Here is a 21,431-nt window from a genome sequence, read left to right as displayed (position 1 = left end):
TGCTTGTCTTCGATCGTGGGATGCGACTTGGCTTGCAAATTGTCTATCTTTGCTACGACTTGGGCATGTTGGGCCAAGAGCGCCCAGAAGTCATCGGTTTCATCATCCATGCAGTATCTCGAAATGTAGCCAGCGCGCGCGGATGCAGTCGAGAGCGTGATGCAACGAACGCAGGTAGTGACCAGGTTTGTCGATTTCCGTAACCGCCCATTTTGGGTCTGGCCGGTCCAGTAGGTCTAGGCGCGGCCTTTTATGGTCTGACGTCCGGGGCAAGAGCTTAACTCTCTCAGTAGTCCGATCGACTGCTAAGCCATGAATGTCTGCAGCAAACCCCTGGACGTCGTAAGCTCGATATTGGAAGATCAAGCACTAAGCTGCCTATTTCACGGCTGCAGACCAACTTCTAAGACCCGTCAGATTTTGGCGGCGCCTCACCTGCATGAATTACAGCTCACGGTAGAATATCTAAAAATATGACTGTAGATCACGTTAAGTTGAGCTAGGCGCAATCTGTACTTGTGGTGACGGTTGCAGCGATCGGATAGAGCAATCGCGCCATGCGTTCGACGCCCCCCCCATTCGACCAATGGCATAGCATTTTCTGCTCGAAGCCGGAGATTTCGCAATAGACGCCAGATGGTTAGCAAAACCCCCCTCAAAAACTTCAGCTATTACTTCTTATTCAAGAACACTACCAGAGCAAAATCGTTGGTTGCAAGAGAGGCATATATCAATATCTCCGATATATCGAAGAAATCGGCACGAAATTAGATAATTGACGAAGCGATTTGTAGTAGGACTACTTTTCCGTGCGTGTAGTGGAGGGCACTCCGGCTGCGCAATCCAGATAAACAGGCATTTCAATTTTATGCAGGACAGCGATCTCTATCCGACAGCGCCGGACAAAGCGGCGGAAGCTTATCACCGAATCAAGGCTGCTCTTTATCGTCATCGACATCGCCCCGGAGCTTTTTTAAACATCCGCGTATTGGCGGCAAAAATGCGAGTTAGCCCCACGCCTGTTCGTGAAGCTTTAATCCGGCTAGCGGACGAAGATATTATTGGATTTACGAGAGGACGCGGATATGTCGCGAAGGCACTTGACCTGGAGGAGGTGGCCGGCGACTACGAAATGGCGCTGACCATGGCGAGGCTTGCGATCGAAAGAGATCCTTCCGCGCCGTTCCAGAGCGTTTCGGATCTTCGGCCGGATTTCGCGACAGACGTGCGTGGGTTGGATGAGGCGGAGGCGGCCTTGGCTGCGTCCTACGTCGAAAACTTGTACGATCGGATCGCCATCCTTTCTGGAAATGTTCGCCTAATCCGAAATATGCGACAGTTCAGCGACCGCACGACACATATTCGCCAATTCGGTTTGATGTCGGCTCCGCCCTTCTTCTCCCTCGTGAACCAGATGAGTATGTTCGAGGACGCGATGATTGCTGGCAATCGGACAGCGGCAATCGCGATCCTCGAAGACCAAATCCGGAGAAAGATCAGGGGACTTCAGGATCTTATCAAAGAGCTAAATTTGCGAGCGCAGCAAGCTCGGGTACCGCTTGAGGATTTGCTGTGATCCTTCGGTCACGTGACTAACAATCCTTGCCATTTCGAGTCGCGCGAGCAACCGGAGGCCACTGCTCCGATGGGAGGAACGCAGCGTTGGACCAATGCATCCAGCGTATTGTCAATGGAATGCGTTGGTGGTCATTTGATTATTCCGAACTGCTGGGCAGGTGGCACGGTTGAGTGTCGTTCTGGCAATCGAAGAACTGAGAAATGCGCGTCACATGGCGGTGTCGGCCGCACAAATTCCATTCCATATTCGCGAAAAGCTGACCACGATGCCTTGGAGGATGCCGTAGTGGTCATCACGCCGGTAGAAACTCGCCGCCGTTCACGTCCAGGATCGCACCGTTGATGAAGCCCGCCGACGCAGATGTCAGGAATTCGACGGCTGCCGCGACATCGTCAGGTTGGCCGAGCCGGCCCGCAGGGATCCGGGCAAGCGCTGCCCGATTTGCAGGTGAGTCGCTCGGCATGGTCATCTCTGTCAGAATTCGGCCGGGGGCGATCGTATTCACTGTCACGCCGCGACCTGCATATTCGTTGACGAGCGAGCGCGCCAGCCCAGCAAGGCCTGCTTTCGAGGCGACATAACTCGCGCCGGCGATGCGCGGCATGGTGCGGGCAGCGACCGACCCGATGAAGACGATGCGGCCAAAACCCTGTGATGCCATGGCCGGAACGACCGTCTGGCAGCAAACCATGGGTCCTGTCAAATTGACGGACAGGACGTCGTTCCATTCGTCGAGGGCAATCGCATCGAACCGCGCCGGAGCGCCGTTTCGCTTTGGAGAGTATCCTGCGCTGCAGATCAGTACCGACGGGGCGCCCCAGCGGTCTATGACCATTCGAACGAAGCGGGCGATCGCCCCGACGTTCCGTATGTCGACCGTTTCGGCGATGACATTGTCCCCGTCGGAATAGCTCGTGAGCAGGGCTTTTGCCTCGTCCACGCGATAGCTCTGCTGGCTGAAGACGGCCACCCGATGGCCTGACGACAACAGCCTCCGGGCGCAGGCGAGCCCGATGCCTGATGTTCCGCCGGTGACAATGGCAATTGGCGAGACAGAAGTCGGCATCACGCGGCCACCTCAAGTCCGGCAAACAGCGACAGAGCCGGGAAAGCATCTGGGTCTGTCATGATTTCGACCAGCAGGGGGCCATCCGTCTCGAACGCCCTGTCCAGCGCTGCGGACACATCCGCTATCGAGTGTGACCGCACAGCCGGGCAACCGCATGCCTCGGCAATCTTGACGTGGTCAACGTCGTGAAAGTGGATGGCGCTGGTATATTCGCCGAATTTCACGGTTTCGGCGTGCTTCTGAAAGCCAAGTATCCCGTTGTTCAGAAGAAGGATGGTGACCGGCAACCTTGAGCGCACGAGTGTCTCGAGCTCGGCCCAACTGTGGGCGAACCCACCATCGCCGACGACCGCGATAACGTGTTGCCCAGGCCTTGCAGCTTTTGCGCCCAGTGCGAGTGGGAGACCCCAGCCGAGGCCGGCAAGGCCACGCGGCGCGAGGAAGCGCATGCCGGCTCGAAGCGATCGCAATTGCCCGACGATCCACATTGATGAATAGCTCGCGTCTGCGACCACGATTGTCTGCGCGGTCATTCGTTCTTGCAATTCCTTCATCACCGCTTCAGGCCGGAGCGGTCGCCCGTTCTGCTCCATCAGCGAGAGACGATCCCGCGCAAAAGCCGACCAGGCATCTGCGATGGCGGCTTCCAATCCGCGCCTCTTTTTTCTACGGGTCGAGAGATCGACATTCTTCAACGCAATGCAAAGCGACTTCAGTGTTTCGGACGCACTGCCGACCAGTCGAATGGCCTCGTAGTTCCGGCCGATCTCGACCGGATCAATGTCGATGTGAACGATTGTCGCCGTCGGCGGGATCAAGCGCCAGCTGTCGGTACCATTCTGGTTGCTGCGGGTCGCGACCATGACGATGAGGTCCGCCTCATCGAGAAGCTGACGTGTCCGTGCACCCAGCGACAAGGGGCCCATTAGCGTCATCGGCCCCGCAGAAAGCGGATGGAACTCGTCCACCGCGCCCTTCCCCATATTGGTTGTGAAGACGGGCAACGACGCGAGGTCCTGCAGGTGCGCCAGGGCATGCGGTCCATCGGCCGCATGGACACCCCCGCCCGCGATGACCACAGGGGCTTCTGCCCTGGCAATTCGTTGGGCGAGGTCGATGATCTCATCATCCGACGGTCGAACGTTGTCCAGCGGCCAAAATCCGAGATTTGCGCTTCGTCGAACCAGTGGCACTGCCGCCGCCTGCCGCAACAGGTCGGCCGGGAGGAGCAACGCCGCGGGCCCTGGACGACCTGACGCTGCCGCCGTGAAGGCCATGTCGATATAGTCGTCGATGCGGTCCGCGGTCACGACACGCCGGACGAATTTCGAGCACGACTGGAAAAGAGCGATATGGTCGAGCTCCTGGAAAGCGTTGCGGTCTGCCTGGTCCCGCTCCACTTCCTGAACAAGGGCCACGATTGGAATGCTAGCCTTTAGCGCTTCGGCAAGCGGCGGTACCAGCAAGGTCGCGGCCGGTCCGTTCTGCGCGGCGACGACGGCCACACGTCCGGACATACGGGCGTAACCGTCGGCCATGGCACCGCCCATGTTTTCCTGGCGGTAGGAAATCTGGCGGATGCCAAGCGCTTCCGCGGCAAGGATCACCGCCGAAGGCAGGCTCTGGCCGAAAATGACATCGACGCCGTGGCGGCGAAGCGCCAGTGCCACACGCTGTGCAACAGTCTCAAACTCAGTCGTCATGGTGAAAATCCTGGGTGTCGAGAAACTTTTCGAACGTGTCCGCGACGAGATCGACGTCGCTTGTGGTCATCGCAGTGGAGAGGGACGAGGCGGCACCTTTCGGCATCAGCACGCCATGGTCCTTCATGAAATAGTCGAGCCTGGTCATTGCCCGGCTTTCCCCCGGCTTGAGGAACGCCTCTCGGTACTCGGACGGGGCCACCGTTTTCGGGTGGATGCGGAAAAGCGAGGCGGAGCCGGACACGCTGAACGGCGCCCCGGCGTGCTTGATCGAAGCTTGCAGCCTCGCCCGCAGACCCTCGCCAAGCGTTTCAAGACGATCGAAATTATCTCTGGTCATCGCCCGCATCGCCTCAAGGCCAGCGACCATGGAGACCGGGTTTGCGGAAAAGGTGCCTCCCTGCGACAGGAGTGCGGTCCCGAACACCGCCATAGAGCCTCGCTTTCCGCCGATCGCACCGATCGGAAATCCGCCGCCGATGATCTTGCCCATGGCGACAAGATCAGGATCAAGACCGAAGCGGGCGGATGCGCCTTCATAACCCTGTCTAAGGTTCAGGACCTCGTCGGCAACGATCAGTATCCCGTTTTCCCTCGCCACCCGCGTGACGGCCTCCAGAAAGGCCGGGTCCGGCGCCATGAGCCCGGCTCGGCTCGGCATGGGATCGATGAGGATGCACGCAAGTCTCGACGCATTCGCCTTGATCCGGGTAACGGCGGCCTCGATGTCGTTGCACCGCAGAATGACAACGTCGTCCAAGACCGCGCTCGGCTGGCCATGATAGGCAGGGACCGGGCAAGGATTGTCCCGAGGTCCCCAGGTGATCGGGCTTCCCATCTGGCCGACTTCCGCCCAGTCATAGGCGCCGTGATAGGCGCCTTCGATCTTGGCAACACCTGGCCGGCTCGTCAGGGCGCGAGCCGCCTTGATCGCAAACATCACGGCCTCGGTGCCGGTATTGACGAAGCGGACCTGCTCCACCGCTGGCACGCGATCGCACAAAAGCTCCGCCAATGCGATCTCATGGACTGTTGGGTTCGAATAGCAGGTCCCATCCCGCAAGATCCTGGTCACGGCATCGACGACAGGTTCGAACCCATGCCCGTGGATCAGCGTCGTGAAATTATTGTTGAGATCGAGGAATTGCAGGCCGTCGACGTCATGCAGATGGGCGCCCTGGCCCCAGCCGATGTAGTAAAGGCCGGGATCCCGATCCACCGTGTTGCGTGTGATGCCTCCCGGGAAGACCCGTGTGGCCCTTTGTGCGAGTTGCGCAGAAATTTCTCCGGGCGAGCCGCCCGGCCTTGGTATTGCCAGTTGCATGTTGACCTCCGGGCGGCAGGCTTGCCGCTTTGATGCAACAAAAGAAACAGGATTCTATTTTTGTTGCAACAAAATTCGGAGGCAAAGTTCTATTTTTTTGGAGCGCGCTCGCTCAATGCCTGGCGCAGGCGGCGGTATCCGTCGCGAATATCGGTCTCGATCGCGGCCTTGACCTCCTGGGGATCCCCATGACGGAGCCCCTCCAGCGCAGCGCGATGGTTCTGAATTCCGTATTTCGAGATCGCGAATTCCGGATAGAGATCGTTGAATGCCGCGCCGACGCGAAGCCAGAGCGTCTCGATCGTTGCAAGCAGCATCGGCATGTTGGCGCGACCGTAGATATGGAAGTGAAACTCCTTGTTGCTCCAGAGCGCATCCGCGTACCGACCTTCCGCCAGCGCGGCATCGATCTCGCCTTGAAAGGCCTCCAATCGAGCGATATCAGCTGATCCGGCGCCAATCGCACCCTTTTCCGCGGCCAATCCCTCCAAGCGCAGGCGCATTTGGGTCACCTCATATAGCTCCGCGAGCGACAGCGTCGGGACGACGACCGTCTTCGGACCGGAAAAGACGAGCGCGCGCTCAGCAACCAGGCGGTTGAGCGCATCGCGTGCCGGCGTGGTGCCGTAGCCGAGTTCCTCGGCGACCGCCCGGACGGTGATCTTATGGCCCGGCGGATAGGCCCCGCGCACTAGCTTTTCCTTCAGATCCTCGTAAGCGCGATCACCAAGGCCCATCACCTTGTTCGAGCCGCCGACCAGTCCATCAGCCTCTTCCATTGAAGGTTCTGCCAAAGTTTTTTTCTCCACCACGATAATTTTGTTGCAACAAAAAAATCCCAAATGTATAGACGTTACATCTGACAGACGAACAAGCACGTCGAACGTGCGCAGGGGAATAAAACCAACCCGCCGACGGTACGTCCGGCTGCGGGAGCGTGGACACATCGCGTCTTCTTGCGATTATCGGCCGTTTTGTTTCCGGAACATATGGCTCTGCCATTGCTGAGAGCTCGCTCAATCTTGTGGAGGAAAACCGACATTGAACGGAGAACCTATCGATATACTGGGGATCGAAAAGCAGTTCGGCGACAAATCTGTCGTTTCGGATGTTTCTCTCTCCGTGAAGGCGGGCGAATTCCTGTCGCTGCTGGGGCCATCCGGATCTGGCAAGACGACCTTGCTGATGATGATCGCGGGGTTTGAGTTCCCGAATTCAGGGCAGATTCGTGTTGGGTCTCGAGACATTACGTATTTGGCTCCCAACCGGCGCGCCGTTGGCATGGTGTTCCAGAAATATGCCCTTTTCCCTCACATGACTGTAGAGCAGAACATCGCTTTTCCACTGAGAATGCGAAGCCTTGCAACCAAAGAGATCAATCGTCGGGTATCCGACATGATGGGTCTTGTCCAGTTGACCGGCTTTGAAGGCCGCTATCCGCAGCAACTGTCGGGTGGGCAGCAGCAACGGGTCGCCGTCGCGCGCGCATTGATCGCCGAGCCCCCGGTCCTGCTGATGGACGAACCACTCAGTGCGCTTGACAAGAAACTTCGCGAGACCATGCAGACCGAGATCAAGCGGATTCAAAACCGGGTCGGAGTCACGGTGGTCTACGTCACCCATGACCAGGAAGAAGCCTTGACCATGTCCGACCGTATTGCGGTGATGTCGGAGGGCCGACTGGTACAGGTCGGATCGCCGCTTGACCTCTATCAAAGACCGGCCACATCCTTTGTCGCCGAATTCGTCGGCAAGATGAACTTCCTGAAGGGGGAATTTGTCGGAAGCGACCATGGCACTTTCCGAGTGCGAATATCGGGGCATGCTACTCTCTCGTTCGATCTGGTCTTGAATGGAGAGGCCGAACAATACCGGCCGGGCTGCAGGGTCCGCGTCGCGATCAGACCCGAAGATATCATCATCAGGCAGCGTTTCGAACCTGGTCACCAGAGCGGCATTGTGCTGCGAGGGACGGTCGAGGCGGTTATCTTCCTTGGCCAGGCGCATGTGATCCTCGTCCAGATTGAGGGGCAGGGGGAGGCGCCGGTTCAGGTCCTGGTTCCTTCGCTCATCGGACAGGCGACATTTGCGCGGGGAGAGATGGTCGATCTCATGATCGCTCCCTCTGCTGTAAGGCTGTTTCCGGAGCTTGCGGGGTCTGTTCAATGACCGTTACCGCGACCATCGGGGTCCCGTCTACGGAAGCGATCAGGCGCCGGCCCCTGACCGGCTCCGCACGCAGCTATTCAAAAACACTCTCCCTGATACTCATCGCTCCGCTCGTGCTGTTGATGGGTTTCGGCTTCCTCTATCCCGTTGGCAAGCTGCTGCTCGGGAGTTTCTTCGCACCCGAATTCGGACTTGAGCAGTTCCAGCGGCTCATGCGCTCACCGCTTTATCTGACGGTTTTGCTGCGGACGTTCGAGATCGCATTTGCGGTGACGATTGCGAGCCTCGTTATCGGCTATCCGATCGCGTTTGCGATGGCGAAACTGCCACGCAGGTGGGCGGCCCTGACTACGGTATGCGTGCTCATCCCGCTCTGGACCTCGACATTGGTGAGGTCCTACGCGTGGATTGTGCTGTTGCAGCGCAAGGGTGTTGTGAACGCGCTCCTTCTGGACCTGGGCTGGATCACCGAGCCTTTGCGCCTGATCTACACGGAAGGGGCGGTTGTCATGGCGATGACCCATGTGCTCCTACCATATACGATACTGCCGATCTTCGCGGCGGTGCGCGCCGTCCCGAACGAACTTGGCCAGGCCGCGAGCAACCTGGGGGCAGGGACACTCAGTGTCTTCTGGCGGATCATGCTGCCGCTGAGCCTGCCCGGTGTTTTTGCGGGCTGCCTGATGACCTTCATTTTGGCACTCGGTTTCTATGTGACGCCGGCTCTGGTCGGTGGGCCCCGCACGATGCTGATGGCGACGCTCATCGGACAGCAAACCACCGAGACACTCGACTGGGCTTTTGCGGGCGCACTCTCGACGGTGCTTCTTGCAGCAACGCTCACCTTCGTCGTCGCCTTTCGCAAAACTCTGTCTCTCAATCGAGGATTCGCCGGTGTCTCCTGACATGGACTATGCACTCGCCGAGCGCGAAGCGGCTGAGATTGAAGGTCGCCGCCCGAAACCTGCCCGTCATCAGGCAATGGGTCTGCGTTACATCTCCGGGGTGGCGATGACGGTTGGCTTGGCGGCGCTGCTGTTCTTTCTGATTCTTCCGACCGTGCTGGTGATCCCCATGTCGCTTGGATCGGCGGACTACCTTGAGTTTCCACCGAAAGGCATCACCTTCAAATGGTACGTGCGATATCTGACCGATCCCGACTGGATCGCCGCGACGCTATTCAGTCTCAAGATCGCGTTGGCGACCACAGCCACGGCGACGATCATCGGCACGCTTGCGGCGATTGCCCTTGTCCGTGGCGACTTGCCGGGAAAGGCCGTTCTTCAGGCGATGACGATCAGCCCGATGATCGTTCCGCATATCGTCATTGCAGTGTCGGTGTTCGTGGCCTTCGCGCCGCTGAAACTGTCAGGCAACTTCGTCGGCTTTCTGATCGCCCACACGATGCTCGCCGTCCCCTATGTCGTTCTGACGGTCACAGCCTCACTTCAACGCTTCGACACGACGCTGGAACTCGCCGCGTTGAACTGTGGCGCCGGCCGGTCGAGGGCATTCTTCAGCGTCGTGCTACCCGGCATCGCGCCAGGCGTCTCAAGCGGTGCAGTGTTTGCCTTCCTCGCATCGTTCGACGAGGCGACTGTCGCTTTTTTCCTCTCCGGGATCGACGGCAAGACCATCACCCGCAAGATGTTCGAGGACATCGACTTCAATCTGACGCCGGTCGTGGCGGCGGTCTCGACGATCATGGTGCTCGTCTCGCTGCTGGTCATGGGCGGCCTCACGCTATTCCAAAAACACCAGAAGGCCACGAGCTGGAATTGATGGGAGGACAGCAGACAATGCGTAGATTTTTGAAGAATTGCACGAATGCAGGCCTGATCACTGCAGCCGTTTTCGCTGTTTCGGGATCGGGTTCGGTGTCTGCCCAGGAAAAGCTCGTCATCGCGACGACCGGCGGGACCCTGGAACAGGAAATGCGGACCCATTTCTTCGACCCCTTCACCAAGGAGACCGGGATCCAGGTGATCACCGTATCCGGCACGGGCGCCGAGAATGTCGCCCGCATCAAGGCGATGGCACAAACGGGCAATGTCGAATGGGACCTCTATCAGGCCGGCGAGATCCAGGCGGCCTCGGAGCTCCACAAATCGATGAACGAGGATATGACCGAGTTCTGCCGCGCCTATCAGGGCGACACGGATCTGCTCCCGGGCGCCTGCGCGTCCTCCGGCGTGCTCTCCGCCTACGGCACGACACTTCTGGCCTACAATACCCGGTCGTTTCCAGCACCCGGCCTGAAGACCTGGGGAGATTTCTTCAACGTAGAGAAGTTCCCCGGGCCACGTTCGATGCCGAATTTCAATGACCCATGGCGGGTCATGGCGGCAGCACTGCTTGCGGACGGCGTAAAGCCAGACGCGCTGTTCCCGCTCGACGTCGATCGCGCGCTTGGCAAGCTCGATACGATCCGGCCGCATATCAGTCTGTGGTGGAAGACGGGCGATCAGAGTACGCAAGGGTTTCGCAACGGAGAGTATGTCGCGGGCGAGATCTGGCAGACGCGCGCGTCCGCCTTGAAGAAGGAAGGCCAGCCGCTCGCCTGGAGCCAGGATCAGGCCTTTCTTGTCGGGGACCGCTGGGCATTGATCAAGAAAGCGCCTCATCGCGCCAACGCGATCAAGTTCCTCGAATATTTCCTCGCGCATCCGCAGGCGCAGGCCAGGGTCTGTGAGGCACTCACCTGCACGCCGGCCCGATACTCGGCCGCGAAGGCGATGAACGCAGAAGCGCAGGCGGCCGCGCCGACCTCACCAGACGTGTTCGAGAAGCTCATCCGGCCGGACGCAGCCTGGATAAACGCGAACAACCAGATGCTGCTTGAACGCTGGAACGAGTGGAATCAGCGCTAACGCCTCAACCGAACAGAAAGCTCTAAAATTATGAACGTGACCAACCAGAGGCCACGGATTGCCGTCGGCCGCCTATATCACGAGTCCAATCGCCTCAATCCGCAACCGGCCACCGCCGACCAATTCGAGATACAACGGGGCGAAGCAGTGTTTGAATGTGCCGGCTCGACATTGGGAGGCATCATCCGGTATCTCAGGCAAGCGAACGTCGAGATCCTGCCGCTGATCTCGGTCTCAGGCCCACCAAGCGGTCTCGTCGACCACGAATTCTACCAAGCGATCCGCACCGAACTGGTCGAGCGGATCCAGGCATCGCGCCCTGATGCAATCATCCTTGATCTGCACGGCGCGGCGGCTTCGACCGAGATCGCCGACCTCGAAGGAGATCTGCTGGCCTATCTCAGGCGACATTTCGGCCCCCTCGTTCCAATCGGAATCGGTCTCGACTTGCACGCGCACCTGACCGACGCCATGCTGGAAAACACCAACATCTGCATTGCGTGCAAGGAAAATCCGCATTCGGACGTCGTCGAATGCGGCATGCGAGCCGCGGAACTGACCCTGCAGGTTTTGAAAGGCGACTTGCGACCGGTCGTGATCAGTGCCCGGGTGCCGATGATCCTGCCAGGCGCCGGCGAAACCGCGAGTGGGCCGCTTGGCGAGATTCACGACAAGGCCCTAGAGCTTGCAGCCAGAACAAGTGGCATAGTGGATATCTCCATCTACAACGTCTTTCGCTACGCGGACGACTACAACATCGGGCAGGTGGTGACGATCATGACCGACGGAGCCCTTCCGCTGGCTTCGCAGGCGGCCAAGGACCTCGCATGGACGTTCTGGGACAACCGGGAACGTTTCGTCGATGATCTCTTCGAGATACGTGATGCCTTCGAGATCGTGCGATCGCAACCAGCCAACCGCCCATATGTCATGGCTGACATGGGCGATCGGATTCTAGCCGGTGCGCCCGGTGACAGTACGGTTTTGCTGGCGGAAGTGCTGGACCATTTCGCGGAGCTTAGAGGTGCCTTGACCATTACCGATGCGGCCAGCGTAAAACACGCACAGGATGCTGGATTGGGCGCCACGGTCACGCTCGACGTCGGCGGACAGATTTCGCCCGGATTATCGTCGCGCAGGATCACCGGGAAAGTGATTCACCTGAGCGACGGCGCATATACGCTCGCCGGGCCGTTCCATGGCGGGGAGGCAAGCTCCCTCGGTGCGGCGGCTGTCGTTCTGGTCGAAGGGCGAGTGTTTGTGCTTCTCACCAGCAAACCTGCCTTTAGTCACGACCCTGCCGTGTTCAGGAGCCAGGGAATTGATCTGAAGTCCATCGATTTCGTTGTGGTGAAGTCGGGTTATCACTTCACGATGAATTTCAAAGGGATTGCGACGCCGCTCCTCGTATCGACGCCCGGGGTCGGCTACTACCGGAAGGGGATCTTCCGTTACGACAAATCACGCTTTTGGCCGGAGCATGACATCGACCTCAAAGCCATCGAGACAAAAGCGTTTGGGGGCAGAACTATTTCGGCATGATCAGTAGGTTTGGGGGGTGGCGCTTGGGTATGCCATCCCCTGAAAAAGTCAGCCGTCCTTCTCTCCGCCACCCGCCGTTAACAGCCAAGCCACCGCCGCCCCAAGCAGCATGACACCGACGATGGCTCCAGTTGCCGCGGAAGGGTTCCTTTGGGCAGCCCTGCCAAGACCGTAACTTTCCTTTTGGAATTGCCGTGCGAACTGGCGAGCCTTAGGAGCGATGTATGTCGTCGCACTTTCCGCTGCGTCGCCAGCTTGCCCAGCGAGCGTAGTACGGAGATCGGCAAGTTGTTTGCCAATACGGTCGACCTCGGAAATGTAGTCGCGCTTCATAACTATCTCCGATCATCCCGGTCACGATCATATCCTCGCTCGCTCCCACGATCGCGGCTGAAGCCGCGTCCCGATTCGCCATCGGTCGAAGCCGACGTTTGGATCCGGTCGAGGATCTGTATCAATGCGTCGGCGCAATCTTTTGTAGAATCTGAATTGGCGCATCGCAGATCGACCCGCGTCCGACCGTTCTCGACTTGGATGCGGGCTCCACGTTCTGACGGCGGTGGGCGGTGGCCCCTATCGGGTCCCGGTCCACGTGGTCCCGAAGGTGGTGGCGGATTGCCTGCTGTTACTTCCGGAGGTGCCTTCGGCAGCGGCGAAGTGTCGGCCGGCGGAGACTGAGCGAAAGCGGCAGTAGCGGATAGTCCGACGAGCAGCGTCGTCAGTCGGATATAATTTCGCATGGGATTGCCTCTGATTTCCAGCGCAGAGAGAACGTCGGACGGATGCGATCGTTCCGCCCTCAGATATTGAGGTGAATCATAGTCGATCGCCGGGACGGGCCCATTTGTCACTCAACGATCCGCACCGCCACGAAGGTCTTGGGGTCGATGATCAGGCGTTTGTCATTGACGATCGTGAAGGCGAAGTTGGGCGCGTCCGGAATAGGTGACAGCACGAGGTTGTTTGGTATCGGCTGGCCAACCGCAATCTTCTCGCTGACCTGTACAGGATTGGCAGGCATGGGTTGCCTGCTGACAAATTCCACCGCCTTGTCGGATGGAGCCGCTGACCATTCCTCATTTTTCCGATGCGGCCATCCGTGCATCAAGAATCGGTGCGCCTCGAGCGGCCCGCCTGCGGCCCGAACCGGTTTCTCCCACTTCAGCGTCAAGATATTAGATCCTCCTTAAGAGGAAATAGCGCAGCCCGAGGGGAAGGCAAATGGTCGGCTACGGCTGGACGACGTTTTGGCGCGTCCGAAGCGCTCATCCAGGAACCAATATCTAGTCGCTACGGCTGCAATTTTCGGGCAACATCTGTGCGTCGCTCGAGTAAATATTACCTCAGTCCGAAGAAGCCGAGAATAAAGAGGACAATAACGACGGCTCCGACGAGCCATACGATGCTATTCATGGTGGCACCTACTGGTGGGTCTGATTTCAGATCCGGTTGGATCGCCGACGGAATGCCGTTGCCCGCTACTATGTTCCGAAATACGTGGATCTAGATCCAAATCGTTAGCCGGGATTTTCGAGACATAGCCGCACCTTGCGGTCGGACTATCTTCAACAAAATTTCCAGGTACACGAAACTTCCGTGAACTGCACTTGTTAAAGGATGGAACGCGGATGTTGATTTCAGCGCGTCTCCCAATGCCTGTTCCCCGTCACCATCCGCGTTCACCAGTGATCCACTACTCTACGAGGTCTCCCTCACTGGTCTCCGAGAGCGCCGACCCAGGAATGGGTCGAGCCCGGTCCGATTTTGATAGCTGCAAGGCGATCTCGTTAACCGTTAATTAAGCATCTTCTTGCAGACTGCGGACGGTGTGCGATGCTCCCCTGCCATGGGGAAACAGATCATGGACATGCGAACACAGACACCCGATGAACCATACGAACCTCTGCCTGCGCACCGCTTCAGGGTCGAAGCCGCGATGCTGGAGATGATCGAGCGCCTTCAGCAGGAAGGGCTCGGCCGGCAAGAAATCGCACTTATCCTCGCCGACGCAGCGGATGAGTACGTCATCATCTTGGCGAACATGACGGCTGAGACAGCGTCCGGTCAACACTCGTGCCAGCAACACCAGTAGGGTAGGGAGACAGAAAAGCTCCGAGAGGGCCAGCTGCGCGACCCGGGTGCGCGTCCGCTCATTGGGACTGCCGTCCAGGCCGCTTCAGAACGGTGCATTCAAATCGGTCGCAAGGGCCCATAAGCTTGCGACAATAATCGCGGAACGTCGGGAGCAAGGTTCAACAGCTCACCGGGAATGTTACGGCAGGCTTCAGATATAATTTCCAGCGCCCGTTGGGTGCCGAGGCGCAGCAGCCAATCGCGCTCGAACTCCGCCAGGGACTTTTCCGGTCGTGTGAATTTGAATGCCTTCGACGGCTTCCAGAATTTCAGCCAGAACCGGCCCGACCTTGCGCTTGACCATCAGAAGACACGAATGGCTGATTGCTCGATGTCGGTCCGCAGCATCGGATGCAGGCTACTGCGTGTTGTCACGTCGACCTCCACGGCAAGCTCTTCCTCCAGGAACTGCTTAATCCCGACCAAATCGAGGAGCGAGAACCGTGTGGCAGGGTCATAGTCGATGAACAGATCGAGATCGCTTGGCGCATGGGCTTCGTCGCGGGCGGTCGATCCGAAAAGATACATGGCCGTTGCGCCCATGCCTTTCACGGCATCGGCACGCTGCTGGAGCTTCTGAATGGCGTCGCTTCTGTTCATATCGCTAGCTTATATCATTCCGCTCAAGGCTTTCACCGTCCTCATCTGACGGCCTATCGGCACTACGTTCTAGATTCTGGCCGTCGAAGCTCCGCACACAGGAGTTTCAAGAACGGGGTTGGTAGCTTACAGCGATCGGAACATCCCGTAAAATCTGGTGGCGTTTTCAGATCCGAACTCCTGAGCCTCACAGTGCAAATTTGCCGGGTCGTTGCATCTCATAGAAGCGAAAGACAATCCCATGATGTTCGGTCATGCCGGCGAACGAAAATCCCAGCCGTAGCATGGCCTTCTGAGACCGGATGTTCGTCGGCCTGACGACGCAAACCAGCCGGCGCAGAGGAAGGCGTCGAAAGCCGAACTCGATCGCGGCTTCAAGACTTTCTCCGGCGATCCCCTTACCGGAGGAAAACCCGAACAGGCAGACACCAACCTCGACATCATGTTCGTCATATCGGCGCAGTCCGGCCCGACCGACGAAGGTCAGGTCACCGTTCGGTTCACGGAGATAGAGCATCCAGAAGCCATAGCCATAGCGGTCCCACTCATTGAGATAGAGATCGAGACGAGCGTCAGATTCGGCCCGCGTCAGCGGTTTGCCCTGCATGATAAGTTCGATGACAAGCGGATCGGTATGAAGGCGGTGTAGCGCGTCGCCGTCACGGGTGGTCACAGGCCGCATGAACAGCCGTTCGGTCTCAAGGTTCATCGGCCGCGACCTCTTTTCTCGCATGGGCTTTCCCGACCACCGCGCGCAGGGCGTCTTCGAAGATTGCCGCCAGCATGCCGACGTCCATCGGCGTCATCGGAGTCGAAATCGCCCCAAGGCCGACTTGCGAAATCAGAACGCCGCGATCGCGCATGTGCCTGATAATGTCGCCAAGCGTAGCGGAATCCTGCGAGGCGAGATGGGCGTCGGCATAACTTGAGATTTTGCCGGCGCCGATGAAGATGCGAAACAGCGATCCGGCGCCGGTGACCGCGCCGGTCACGCCCGCGCTTCGAAACGCATCGGCAAGCACGCGTCGCGCATCGTCACCGAGTTGATTGATGCGCAGAAACTCGTCTTCCGTCATCGCGCCCATCGCAGCCAGGCCCGCAACCATGGTCATTGGATTGGCTGTGAAAGTGCCTGAATGTGCAACATGCGGTCGTTTGCCCAACGGCGCAAAGACCTTCATCACATCACTGCCGCCCGCGACCGCACCTATCGGAAGACCACCGCCGATGATTTTGCCGAAGGCGGTAATGTCTGGCTTGGTCGAGCTTTCGCCGAAGGCGCCGGTGTACCCGAGCCTGAAGCTCAACACCTCGTCGGAGATCAGAAGAGCGGATCGGGCTGACGTCCATCGTCTCAGATAGTCGAGATATTCCGGAGTGATCTGAACGAGGCCGGCACGGGAGGGCAGGGGATCGATCAGTACGGCAGCGAGATCGCATCCGACAGCGGAGAGGATGCGATCGCTATTTTCGATGTCGTTGAAGGGGATCACGACTGTCTGCTGCGCGACCGAAGCGGTTAATCCGTCGTGCTCAAGGCTGCAGCCCCCACAGCCATCTGTCCAGCGGATTGGCGGGGCTGAGACGTTGATTTCGATCGAATCGTAGTTCCCGTGATATGCCCCATCGCATTTTGCCACCAGCGTCCGGCCGGTCAAAGCCCTTGCAGCCTTGATTGCCATCATCACCGCTTCGGAACCGGTGTTGGTGAAGCGCACTTGCTCGAAATGCGCTACCCGGTCGCAGAGAAGCTCCGCGAGTTCAATCTCGGGAAATGTTGGTTTCGCAAAGCTCAAGCCCTTCATCAACTGCGCCAGCAATGCGCTTGTCACGTCGGCATGACCATAACCATGGATCAGCGCGGTGAAGTTGTTCTGGAAGTCGAGAAAGCGGTTGCCATCGACGTCCGTGACATAGGCTCCGTCACCTGATGCAAGATAGATAGGATACGGCGTGGCAAATGCGGAGCTTCTTGTATTCCCCATGGGCATGACGCGCTGCGCCCGCCGGTTTGCTGCTTCAGAGACGTCGGTGATCAGCATGAACGCGGTCCCGATCCGTCGGCCGCACGTCCGTCGATGATCGACCTCAACTCGCGGCCTAACCAATCGACTTCTTCGACCAGATGGCTGGCGGTCGGGCAAACGCGCAAACCCGCTCGACCCTCGGCCACCGTCGGAAAAAAGATTGCGGACGTATAGAGGCCGCGGCCGAGCAACCGGCGCGCCGCTGAAATAGCTGCACGCTCGTCTCCGAGCATGATGGTGCGGATCGGAAAGGGCAGGGAGGTCTGCTCGGTTTCGATCATGGCATCGAACTGTTTGATCCGCTCTCCCAGCGCGATCTGGCGATCGAGGAGCTCCTGGGTGCGGTGAAGATTGGCCGATGCTATCGCGCCGCCGATGCCGGCAAGATTGATAGAAACCGAAAAGGCGAATGCCAGCGCGAACCGCCGAAAAAGGTCTTCCTGGCGTTGCGACCCGAGCATGAGCAACGCGCCTGAGGCGCCAAAACCCTTACCAAGCGACGCGGCAATGATGGTGCGATCGCCAAATTCCTCGGCGATGGACGATCGGGCATAGCCTTCCCCTCGGAAACCGAAAAGCGATATGCCGTGGGCGTCATCGATGTAGAGGAATAATCCGTATTGCCGTTGCAGCCTGAGCAGTTCATCGATCGGGGCTGCACCGCCCATGGAATAGAGACCATCGCAGACAAAGGCCACGAGCGGGTTTGCCCGACAGATCTGCTCGAGCATATCGACATCATTGTGATCGATGGTGAGCACCGTGGTCTCGGCAGCGACGAGCGGCTTGTGGACCGCCAGAGTCGCGTGGACCAGCCGGTCGAAGACGACAAGCGGTTTCTCACCCCCGGTCAGGTAACCGGAAGCCAGGATCGGCATGGCACTTAGATTGGCGGCAAGCACGGTCGAGAACGTGATGACATGCGCCTGAAACAGATCGGAAAGGTTCTCCTCAAGGTCCGAGAGCAGCCCGAAATTGAGGCGCGTGCGTGCGCAGGACCAGTGCAGGGAGCCATAATCTGCGATCGCCTCGATGGCGCCTGCGATGATGGCGGGGTGATTGTCGAGACCGAGGTAGGAACAGCGGACGAAGTCGACGACTTCTCGGGTGCCGTTCTGCCGGTCACTAACATGAACGAGGCGTCGTTCAACCGATTTTGCGCTCAGTCCCATCACACCTGCATCAAACGCAAGAGCGAAGATCGGGTCTGCGCGTTCGATCATACGTTGGGTATTCCGGATCGATCGCGGCTTGGCTGCAGAGGTCCGACTGTCTTTCGTCATGGCGCCCTCCCAATACCAGGGCAGGATGGGCGCGACACGGAGATATTGCAAACAATATCAACGATGTAGAGGCGATATATCGACAGGATTGAGAGCTCGTTTGTGAGCTGGTCGGCGTAGACTCAGTGCGAATTCGGACCTGCAGGAGCGAACAATGAGCATGACCCTCACCAGCCCGGCTTTCGCCGAAGGCGAACGCTTGCCGGACAAGTATACCCGCCTCGGGGGAAACCTGATGCCGCCCTTGAAATGGGGCGGTGCGCCCGAGGAAGCCAAAAGCTTCGCGCTGATCGTCGAGGACCCGGACGCACCGAACGGGATCTTCCGCCATTGCGGTGTCTTCAATATTCCCAAGGACTGGAAACAGCTGGGCCAGAGCGAGGATACGGCGCCCGGCGGTGGCCCGCGTTTCTCGGAGAACGACTTCGGCAATACCCGTTACGACGGTCCACAGCCGCCGAAAGGCCACGGCCTGCACCATTATCAGTTCCGTCTCGCCGCACTCGATGTCCCAAACCTCAAGGTGCCGGATACCGCTGGGGTGGAGGCGATGTGGAACGAGGCGCGCCACCACACCCTCTCGGAGACCACGCTCACCGGAACATTCGACGTCCACTAAAACGCAGGAGGAAAGATCATGAAAGTGTCAGAGATCATGTCGCGAGATGTAGAAATCGCCAGTCCCCACCAGACCGTCGCCGAAATCGCCAGGTGCATGGCCGACAGGCAGATCGGCTTTTTGCCCGTCGGTGACAACGACAAGCTCGTCGGAACGGTCACGGACCGGGATCTGGTCATCCGGGGGCTTGCCGACGGGCTTGGAGGCGATGCCAAGATCCGGGAAGTGATGACGCGGGACGTAAAGTACTGTTTCGAAGACGATGATGTCGACGACGTGGCGCGCAACATGGGCAAGGTTCAGGTCCGCCGTCTTCCCGTCGTCAACCGCGACAAACGCCTGACGGGGGTCATCTCGCTCGGTGATGCCGCCCTGGCGGACACCGCCGCCGCGGGAGCTGGATTGAAGAAGGTCTCCCGTCCGGGAGGTGCTCACGCGCACTGACGAAAAAACGCAGCATCCGGTGTCGTGCATCGGAATTAAACCTGTAGCCGCAGGTTCGGGGCGCTCAATCAGGAGGCCCCTCTCATGAAAGCTCTCACCTGGCACGGCAAGCACGACATCCGTTGCGAACGTGTTCCGGATCCAGAAATTCAGGATGGCAGGGATGCCATCATCAAGGTCACCGCCTGCGCCATCTGCGGCTCCGACCTGCACCTCTTCGACGGCGTAATGCCGGAAATGCACAGCGGCGACATCATGGGACACGAGACGATGGGTGAAGTCGTCGAGGTCGGCCGGGACAACGCCAAGCTGAAAGTCGGGGATCGGGTCGTGGTTCCCTTCACGATCTCCTGTGGCGAATGCTTCTTCTGTCAGCGCGGCTTTTATTCCGGCTGTGAACGCTCCAATCCCGACCGCAGCAAGGTGACCAAGCTGTGGGGCAATTCCCCGGCCGGGCTGTTCGGTTACTCGCATCTACTTGGCGGCTATAGCGGCGGTCAAGCAGAGTACCTACGTGTTCCCTATGCCGGTGTCGGACCGATCAAGGTCCCGGAAGGGCTAAGCGACGAACAGGTCCTGTTTCTCTCCGACATCTTCCCGACTGGTTACATGGCCGCGGACTTCTGCAATATCCAGCCGGGCGACACCATCGCCATCTGGGGCTGCGGCCCGGTAGGCCAGATGGCAATCCGCTCCGCCTTCCTGCTCGGCGCCGAGAGGGTTATCGCCGTCGACACCGTGCCGGAGCGGCTGGCGCTCGCAGCCTCCGCCGGCGCGCTCACTCTCGATTTCCTCGACGAAGACATCTACGACCGGATCATGGAATTGACCCGTGGTCGCGGCGCGGATGCCTGCATCGATGCGGTCGGCACCGAAGCGGATGCCTCGGCGAGCTGGGACTCACGCATCGACCGGATCAAGGTTGCGACCTTCATGGGCACCGACCGGCCGCACGTCCTGCGCCAGGCGATCCATTGCTGCCGCAATTTCGGAACCGTGTCGATCGTCGGCGTCTATGGCGTCTTCCTCGACAAGATCCCCATGGGGTCGGCGATCAACCGTGGCCTCACCTTCAAAATGGCCCAGACGCCGGTGCAGCGCTACCTGCCGATCCTCATGGAGCGCATCCAGAAGGGAGAGATCGATCCGTCCTTCGTCATCACCCATCGAGCTAGCCTGGAGGACGGGCCGGAGCTCTACAAGACCTTCCGCGACAAGAAGGACGGCTGCATCAAAGTCGTCATGAAACCCTGAAAAGGAGAGAAACATGAATCCCGTGGAAACAGGCAGGGGCCTTTCCGTCGTCACCGGCGCATCGACCGGTATCGGTTACGAATTGGCGAAATGTGCGGCACAGGATGGTTACGACCTCGTCATCGCCGCCGATGAGCCGCAGATCCAGGACGCGGCCGTGAAGCTCAGGGAGTTCGGCGGCAAGGTCGAGGCGATGCAGGCGGATCTCGCCACGCCGGATGGCGTGCGGCATTTCGTGGCGGGTATTACCGCGCTCGGACGGCCGGTCGACCTGCTGATGGCCAATGCGGGCAGGGGCCTGGGCAACGGTTTTCTCGACGAAGACATTCGCGAAGTACAGCGCGTCGTCGATACCAATATCATTGGCACGATCGCGCTGGTCCATGACATCGGCAACCGCATGCGAGCGCGCGGCCAGGGCCGCATTCTCTTCACCGGTTCGATCGCCGGCTTCGTGCCGGGAACCTTCCAGGCTGTCTACAACGGCACCAAAGCCTTCATCAATTCCTTCTCCTTCGCGTTACATGAGGAACTGAAGGATACCGGCGTCACGGTAACCTGCCTGATGCCCGGTGCGACGGACACCGAGTTCTTCGAACGCGCCGACCTCCTGGACACCCAGGTCGGTCAGTCTAGGAAGGACGATCCGGCTGTCGTGGCAGAGATCGGTTACGATGCGATGATGGATGGCGAAGGCGATGTCGTTTCGGGCTGGAAGAACAAGCTGATGTCGGCGGCGGCCAATATCACGCCGGCCGGCATGCTCGCCAGGCAGCACCGCAAGGTGGCCGAACCCGGTTCTGCCAAGAACTGAT

At 59.1% G+C, this 21,431-nt stretch carries 22 protein-coding genes; 11 read left to right on the top strand and 11 right to left on the bottom strand.

Translation table 11 applies throughout. The features are described from left to right. Positions 1–868: 868 nt before the first annotated feature. Positions 869–1,576 (top strand): GntR family transcriptional regulator, encoded by a 708-nt coding sequence (locus tag MOV63_RS15840; protein ID WP_080719349.1) that lies wholly within the window; start codon positions 869–871, stop codon positions 1,574–1,576. A 295-nt stretch (positions 1,577–1,871) separates the two neighbouring features. Here the strand turns inward: MOV63_RS15840 and fabG are convergent, their stop codons facing one another. The 4 genes from fabG to MOV63_RS15820 all read right to left on the bottom strand — a co-directional run bounded on the left by fabG (position 1,872) and on the right by MOV63_RS15820 (position 6,469). Beyond that, positions 1,872–2,645: a 3-oxoacyl-ACP reductase FabG gene (gene fabG, locus MOV63_RS15835; RefSeq protein WP_247034804.1), complete on the bottom strand. Its 774-nt coding sequence runs from the start codon at positions 2,643–2,645 to the stop codon at positions 1,872–1,874. Continuing rightward, complete coding sequence (locus MOV63_RS15830; RefSeq protein ID WP_247034798.1) at positions 2,645–4,351, bottom strand: acetolactate synthase catalytic subunit; 1,707 nt, start codon at positions 4,349–4,351, stop codon at positions 2,645–2,647. The genes fabG and MOV63_RS15830 overlap by 1 nt, the downstream gene beginning before the upstream one ends. Further along, the gene (locus tag MOV63_RS15825) at positions 4,341–5,675 is read right to left on the bottom strand and encodes an aspartate aminotransferase family protein (RefSeq protein ID WP_247034789.1); all 1,335 of its coding nucleotides are present in this window, start codon (positions 5,673–5,675) and stop codon (positions 4,341–4,343) included. The genes MOV63_RS15830 and MOV63_RS15825 overlap by 11 nt, the downstream gene beginning before the upstream one ends. 89 nt (positions 5,676–5,764) lie before the next feature. Continuing rightward, on the bottom strand, positions 5,765–6,469 hold the full coding sequence (locus MOV63_RS15820) for a GntR family transcriptional regulator (RefSeq protein WP_309500833.1): 705 nt from the start codon (positions 6,467–6,469) through the stop codon (positions 5,765–5,767). Between the two features lie 247 nt (positions 6,470–6,716). Between MOV63_RS15820 and MOV63_RS15815 the strand changes: the two genes are divergently transcribed. The 5 genes from MOV63_RS15815 (at position 6,717) to MOV63_RS15795 (ending at position 12,256) form a co-directional block, all read left to right on the top strand. Next, a complete protein-coding gene (locus MOV63_RS15815; protein ID WP_040124847.1) occupies positions 6,717–7,844 on the top strand; it encodes an ABC transporter ATP-binding protein in 1,128 nt (375 codons plus the stop codon). Next, positions 7,841–8,749 carry an ABC transporter permease gene (locus MOV63_RS15810; protein WP_247034787.1) on the top strand — a complete coding sequence of 303 codons (909 nt, stop codon included), beginning with the start codon at positions 7,841–7,843 and terminating at the stop codon, positions 8,747–8,749. The genes MOV63_RS15815 and MOV63_RS15810 overlap by 4 nt, the downstream gene beginning before the upstream one ends. A gap of 76 nt (positions 8,750–8,825) precedes the next feature. Next, positions 8,826–9,626 carry an ABC transporter permease gene (locus MOV63_RS15805; protein ID WP_051900709.1) on the top strand — a complete coding sequence of 267 codons (801 nt, stop codon included), beginning with the start codon at positions 8,826–8,828 and terminating at the stop codon, positions 9,624–9,626. A gap of 17 nt (positions 9,627–9,643) precedes the next feature. Continuing rightward, positions 9,644–10,714, top strand: coding sequence for an ABC transporter substrate-binding protein (locus tag MOV63_RS15800; protein ID WP_247034785.1), 1,071 nt, complete (start codon positions 9,644–9,646; stop codon positions 10,712–10,714). A gap of 30 nt (positions 10,715–10,744) precedes the next feature. Beyond that, positions 10,745–12,256, top strand: coding sequence for a M81 family metallopeptidase (locus MOV63_RS15795; RefSeq protein WP_247034783.1), 1,512 nt, complete (start codon positions 10,745–10,747; stop codon positions 12,254–12,256). 48 nt (positions 12,257–12,304) lie between these two features. Here MOV63_RS15795 and MOV63_RS15790 read toward each other — a convergent pair whose 3' ends face one another. Then, positions 12,305–12,589, bottom strand: coding sequence for a hypothetical protein (locus MOV63_RS15790; protein WP_247034781.1), 285 nt, complete (start codon positions 12,587–12,589; stop codon positions 12,305–12,307). 514 nt (positions 12,590–13,103) lie between these two features. Continuing rightward, positions 13,104–13,427, bottom strand: a complete 324-nt coding sequence (locus MOV63_RS15785; RefSeq protein WP_247034779.1) for a DUF1236 domain-containing protein — start codon at positions 13,425–13,427, stop codon at positions 13,104–13,106. 690 nt (positions 13,428–14,117) lie between these two features. Here MOV63_RS15785 and MOV63_RS15780 point away from each other — a divergent pair. After that, the gene (locus MOV63_RS15780; protein ID WP_247034777.1) at positions 14,118–14,348 is read left to right on the top strand and encodes a hypothetical protein; all 231 of its coding nucleotides are present in this window, start codon (positions 14,118–14,120) and stop codon (positions 14,346–14,348) included. A gap of 98 nt (positions 14,349–14,446) precedes the next feature. On the opposite strand, the gene MOV63_RS33000 is transcribed toward MOV63_RS15780, so the two are convergent. The 5 genes from MOV63_RS33000 to MOV63_RS15760 form a co-directional block, all read right to left on the bottom strand. After that, the gene (locus MOV63_RS33000) at positions 14,447–14,581 is read right to left on the bottom strand and encodes a hypothetical protein (RefSeq protein WP_405029339.1); all 135 of its coding nucleotides are present in this window, start codon (positions 14,579–14,581) and stop codon (positions 14,447–14,449) included. Positions 14,582–14,692: 111 nt separating this feature from the next. Further along, positions 14,693–14,989, bottom strand: coding sequence for a nucleotidyltransferase family protein (locus MOV63_RS15775; protein ID WP_247034776.1), 297 nt, complete (start codon positions 14,987–14,989; stop codon positions 14,693–14,695). A gap of 187 nt (positions 14,990–15,176) precedes the next feature. Then, positions 15,177–15,698, bottom strand: a complete 522-nt coding sequence (locus MOV63_RS15770) for a GNAT family N-acetyltransferase (RefSeq protein WP_258719209.1) — start codon at positions 15,696–15,698, stop codon at positions 15,177–15,179. Beyond that, complete coding sequence (locus tag MOV63_RS15765) at positions 15,688–17,133, bottom strand: aspartate aminotransferase family protein (protein WP_247034775.1); 1,446 nt, start codon at positions 17,131–17,133, stop codon at positions 15,688–15,690. The genes MOV63_RS15770 and MOV63_RS15765 overlap by 11 nt, the downstream gene beginning before the upstream one ends. Then, entirely contained in the window at positions 17,025–18,299 is a 1,275-nt protein-coding gene (locus MOV63_RS15760; RefSeq protein WP_247034774.1) for an aminotransferase class I/II-fold pyridoxal phosphate-dependent enzyme, read from the bottom strand. The genes MOV63_RS15765 and MOV63_RS15760 overlap by 109 nt, the downstream gene beginning before the upstream one ends. Positions 18,300–18,453: 154 nt before the next feature. On the opposite strand from MOV63_RS15760, the gene MOV63_RS15755 reads away from it, so the two are divergent. The 4 genes from MOV63_RS15755 to MOV63_RS15740 all read left to right on the top strand — a co-directional run bounded on the left by MOV63_RS15755 (position 18,454) and on the right by MOV63_RS15740 (position 21,430). Beyond that, positions 18,454–18,918, top strand: coding sequence for a YbhB/YbcL family Raf kinase inhibitor-like protein (locus MOV63_RS15755; protein ID WP_247034767.1), 465 nt, complete (start codon positions 18,454–18,456; stop codon positions 18,916–18,918). Positions 18,919–18,936: 18 nt separating this feature from the next. Further along, positions 18,937–19,362 (top strand): CBS domain-containing protein, encoded by a 426-nt coding sequence (locus tag MOV63_RS15750; RefSeq protein ID WP_038543186.1) that lies wholly within the window; start codon positions 18,937–18,939, stop codon positions 19,360–19,362. Positions 19,363–19,446: 84 nt separating this feature from the next. Further along, positions 19,447–20,616 (top strand): zinc-dependent alcohol dehydrogenase, encoded by a 1,170-nt coding sequence (locus tag MOV63_RS15745; protein ID WP_247034765.1) that lies wholly within the window; start codon positions 19,447–19,449, stop codon positions 20,614–20,616. A gap of 13 nt (positions 20,617–20,629) precedes the next feature. Next, positions 20,630–21,430: an SDR family oxidoreductase gene (locus tag MOV63_RS15740; protein WP_247034763.1), complete on the top strand. Its 801-nt coding sequence runs from the start codon at positions 20,630–20,632 to the stop codon at positions 21,428–21,430. Position 21,431: the final 1 nt, after the last annotated feature.

Source organism: Neorhizobium sp. SHOUNA12A (assembly GCF_023006505.1).
GTDB lineage: Bacteria > Pseudomonadota > Alphaproteobacteria > Rhizobiales > Rhizobiaceae > Neorhizobium.
Note: the sequence above shows the minus strand (reverse complement) of the source record. Positions and strands in the feature narration are given on the sequence as shown.

Bases quoted from the DNA above. Each gene is read 5' to 3' on its own strand.
- MOV63_RS15840 (WP_080719349.1), top strand. From the start codon at position 869: ATGCAGGACAGCGATCTCTATCCGACAGCGCCGGACAAAGCGGCGGAA.
- fabG (WP_247034804.1), bottom strand. From the start codon at position 2,645: ATGCCGACTTCTGTCTCGCCAATTGCCATTGTCACCGGCGGAACATCA.
- MOV63_RS15830 (WP_247034798.1), bottom strand. From the start codon at position 4,351: ATGACGACTGAGTTTGAGACTGTTGCACAGCGTGTGGCACTGGCGCTT.
- MOV63_RS15825 (WP_247034789.1), bottom strand. From the start codon at position 5,675: ATGCAACTGGCAATACCAAGGCCGGGCGGCTCGCCCGGAGAAATTTCT.
- MOV63_RS15810 (WP_247034787.1), top strand. From the start codon at position 7,841: ATGACCGTTACCGCGACCATCGGGGTCCCGTCTACGGAAGCGATCAGG.
- MOV63_RS15805 (WP_051900709.1), top strand. From the start codon at position 8,826: ATGGGTCTGCGTTACATCTCCGGGGTGGCGATGACGGTTGGCTTGGCG.
- MOV63_RS15800 (WP_247034785.1), top strand. From the start codon at position 9,644: ATGCGTAGATTTTTGAAGAATTGCACGAATGCAGGCCTGATCACTGCA.
- MOV63_RS15795 (WP_247034783.1), top strand. From the start codon at position 10,745: ATGAACGTGACCAACCAGAGGCCACGGATTGCCGTCGGCCGCCTATAT.
- MOV63_RS15790 (WP_247034781.1), bottom strand. From the start codon at position 12,589: ATGAAGCGCGACTACATTTCCGAGGTCGACCGTATTGGCAAACAACTT.
- MOV63_RS15780 (WP_247034777.1), top strand. From the start codon at position 14,118: ATGGACATGCGAACACAGACACCCGATGAACCATACGAACCTCTGCCT.
- MOV63_RS15775 (WP_247034776.1), bottom strand. From the start codon at position 14,989: ATGAACAGAAGCGACGCCATTCAGAAGCTCCAGCAGCGTGCCGATGCC.
- MOV63_RS15770 (WP_258719209.1), bottom strand. From the start codon at position 15,698: ATGAACCTTGAGACCGAACGGCTGTTCATGCGGCCTGTGACCACCCGT.
- MOV63_RS15760 (WP_247034774.1), bottom strand. From the start codon at position 18,299: ATGACGAAAGACAGTCGGACCTCTGCAGCCAAGCCGCGATCGATCCGG.
- MOV63_RS15755 (WP_247034767.1), top strand. From the start codon at position 18,454: ATGAGCATGACCCTCACCAGCCCGGCTTTCGCCGAAGGCGAACGCTTG.
- MOV63_RS15750 (WP_038543186.1), top strand. From the start codon at position 18,937: ATGAAAGTGTCAGAGATCATGTCGCGAGATGTAGAAATCGCCAGTCCC.
- MOV63_RS15745 (WP_247034765.1), top strand. From the start codon at position 19,447: ATGAAAGCTCTCACCTGGCACGGCAAGCACGACATCCGTTGCGAACGT.
- MOV63_RS15740 (WP_247034763.1), top strand. From the start codon at position 20,630: ATGAATCCCGTGGAAACAGGCAGGGGCCTTTCCGTCGTCACCGGCGCA.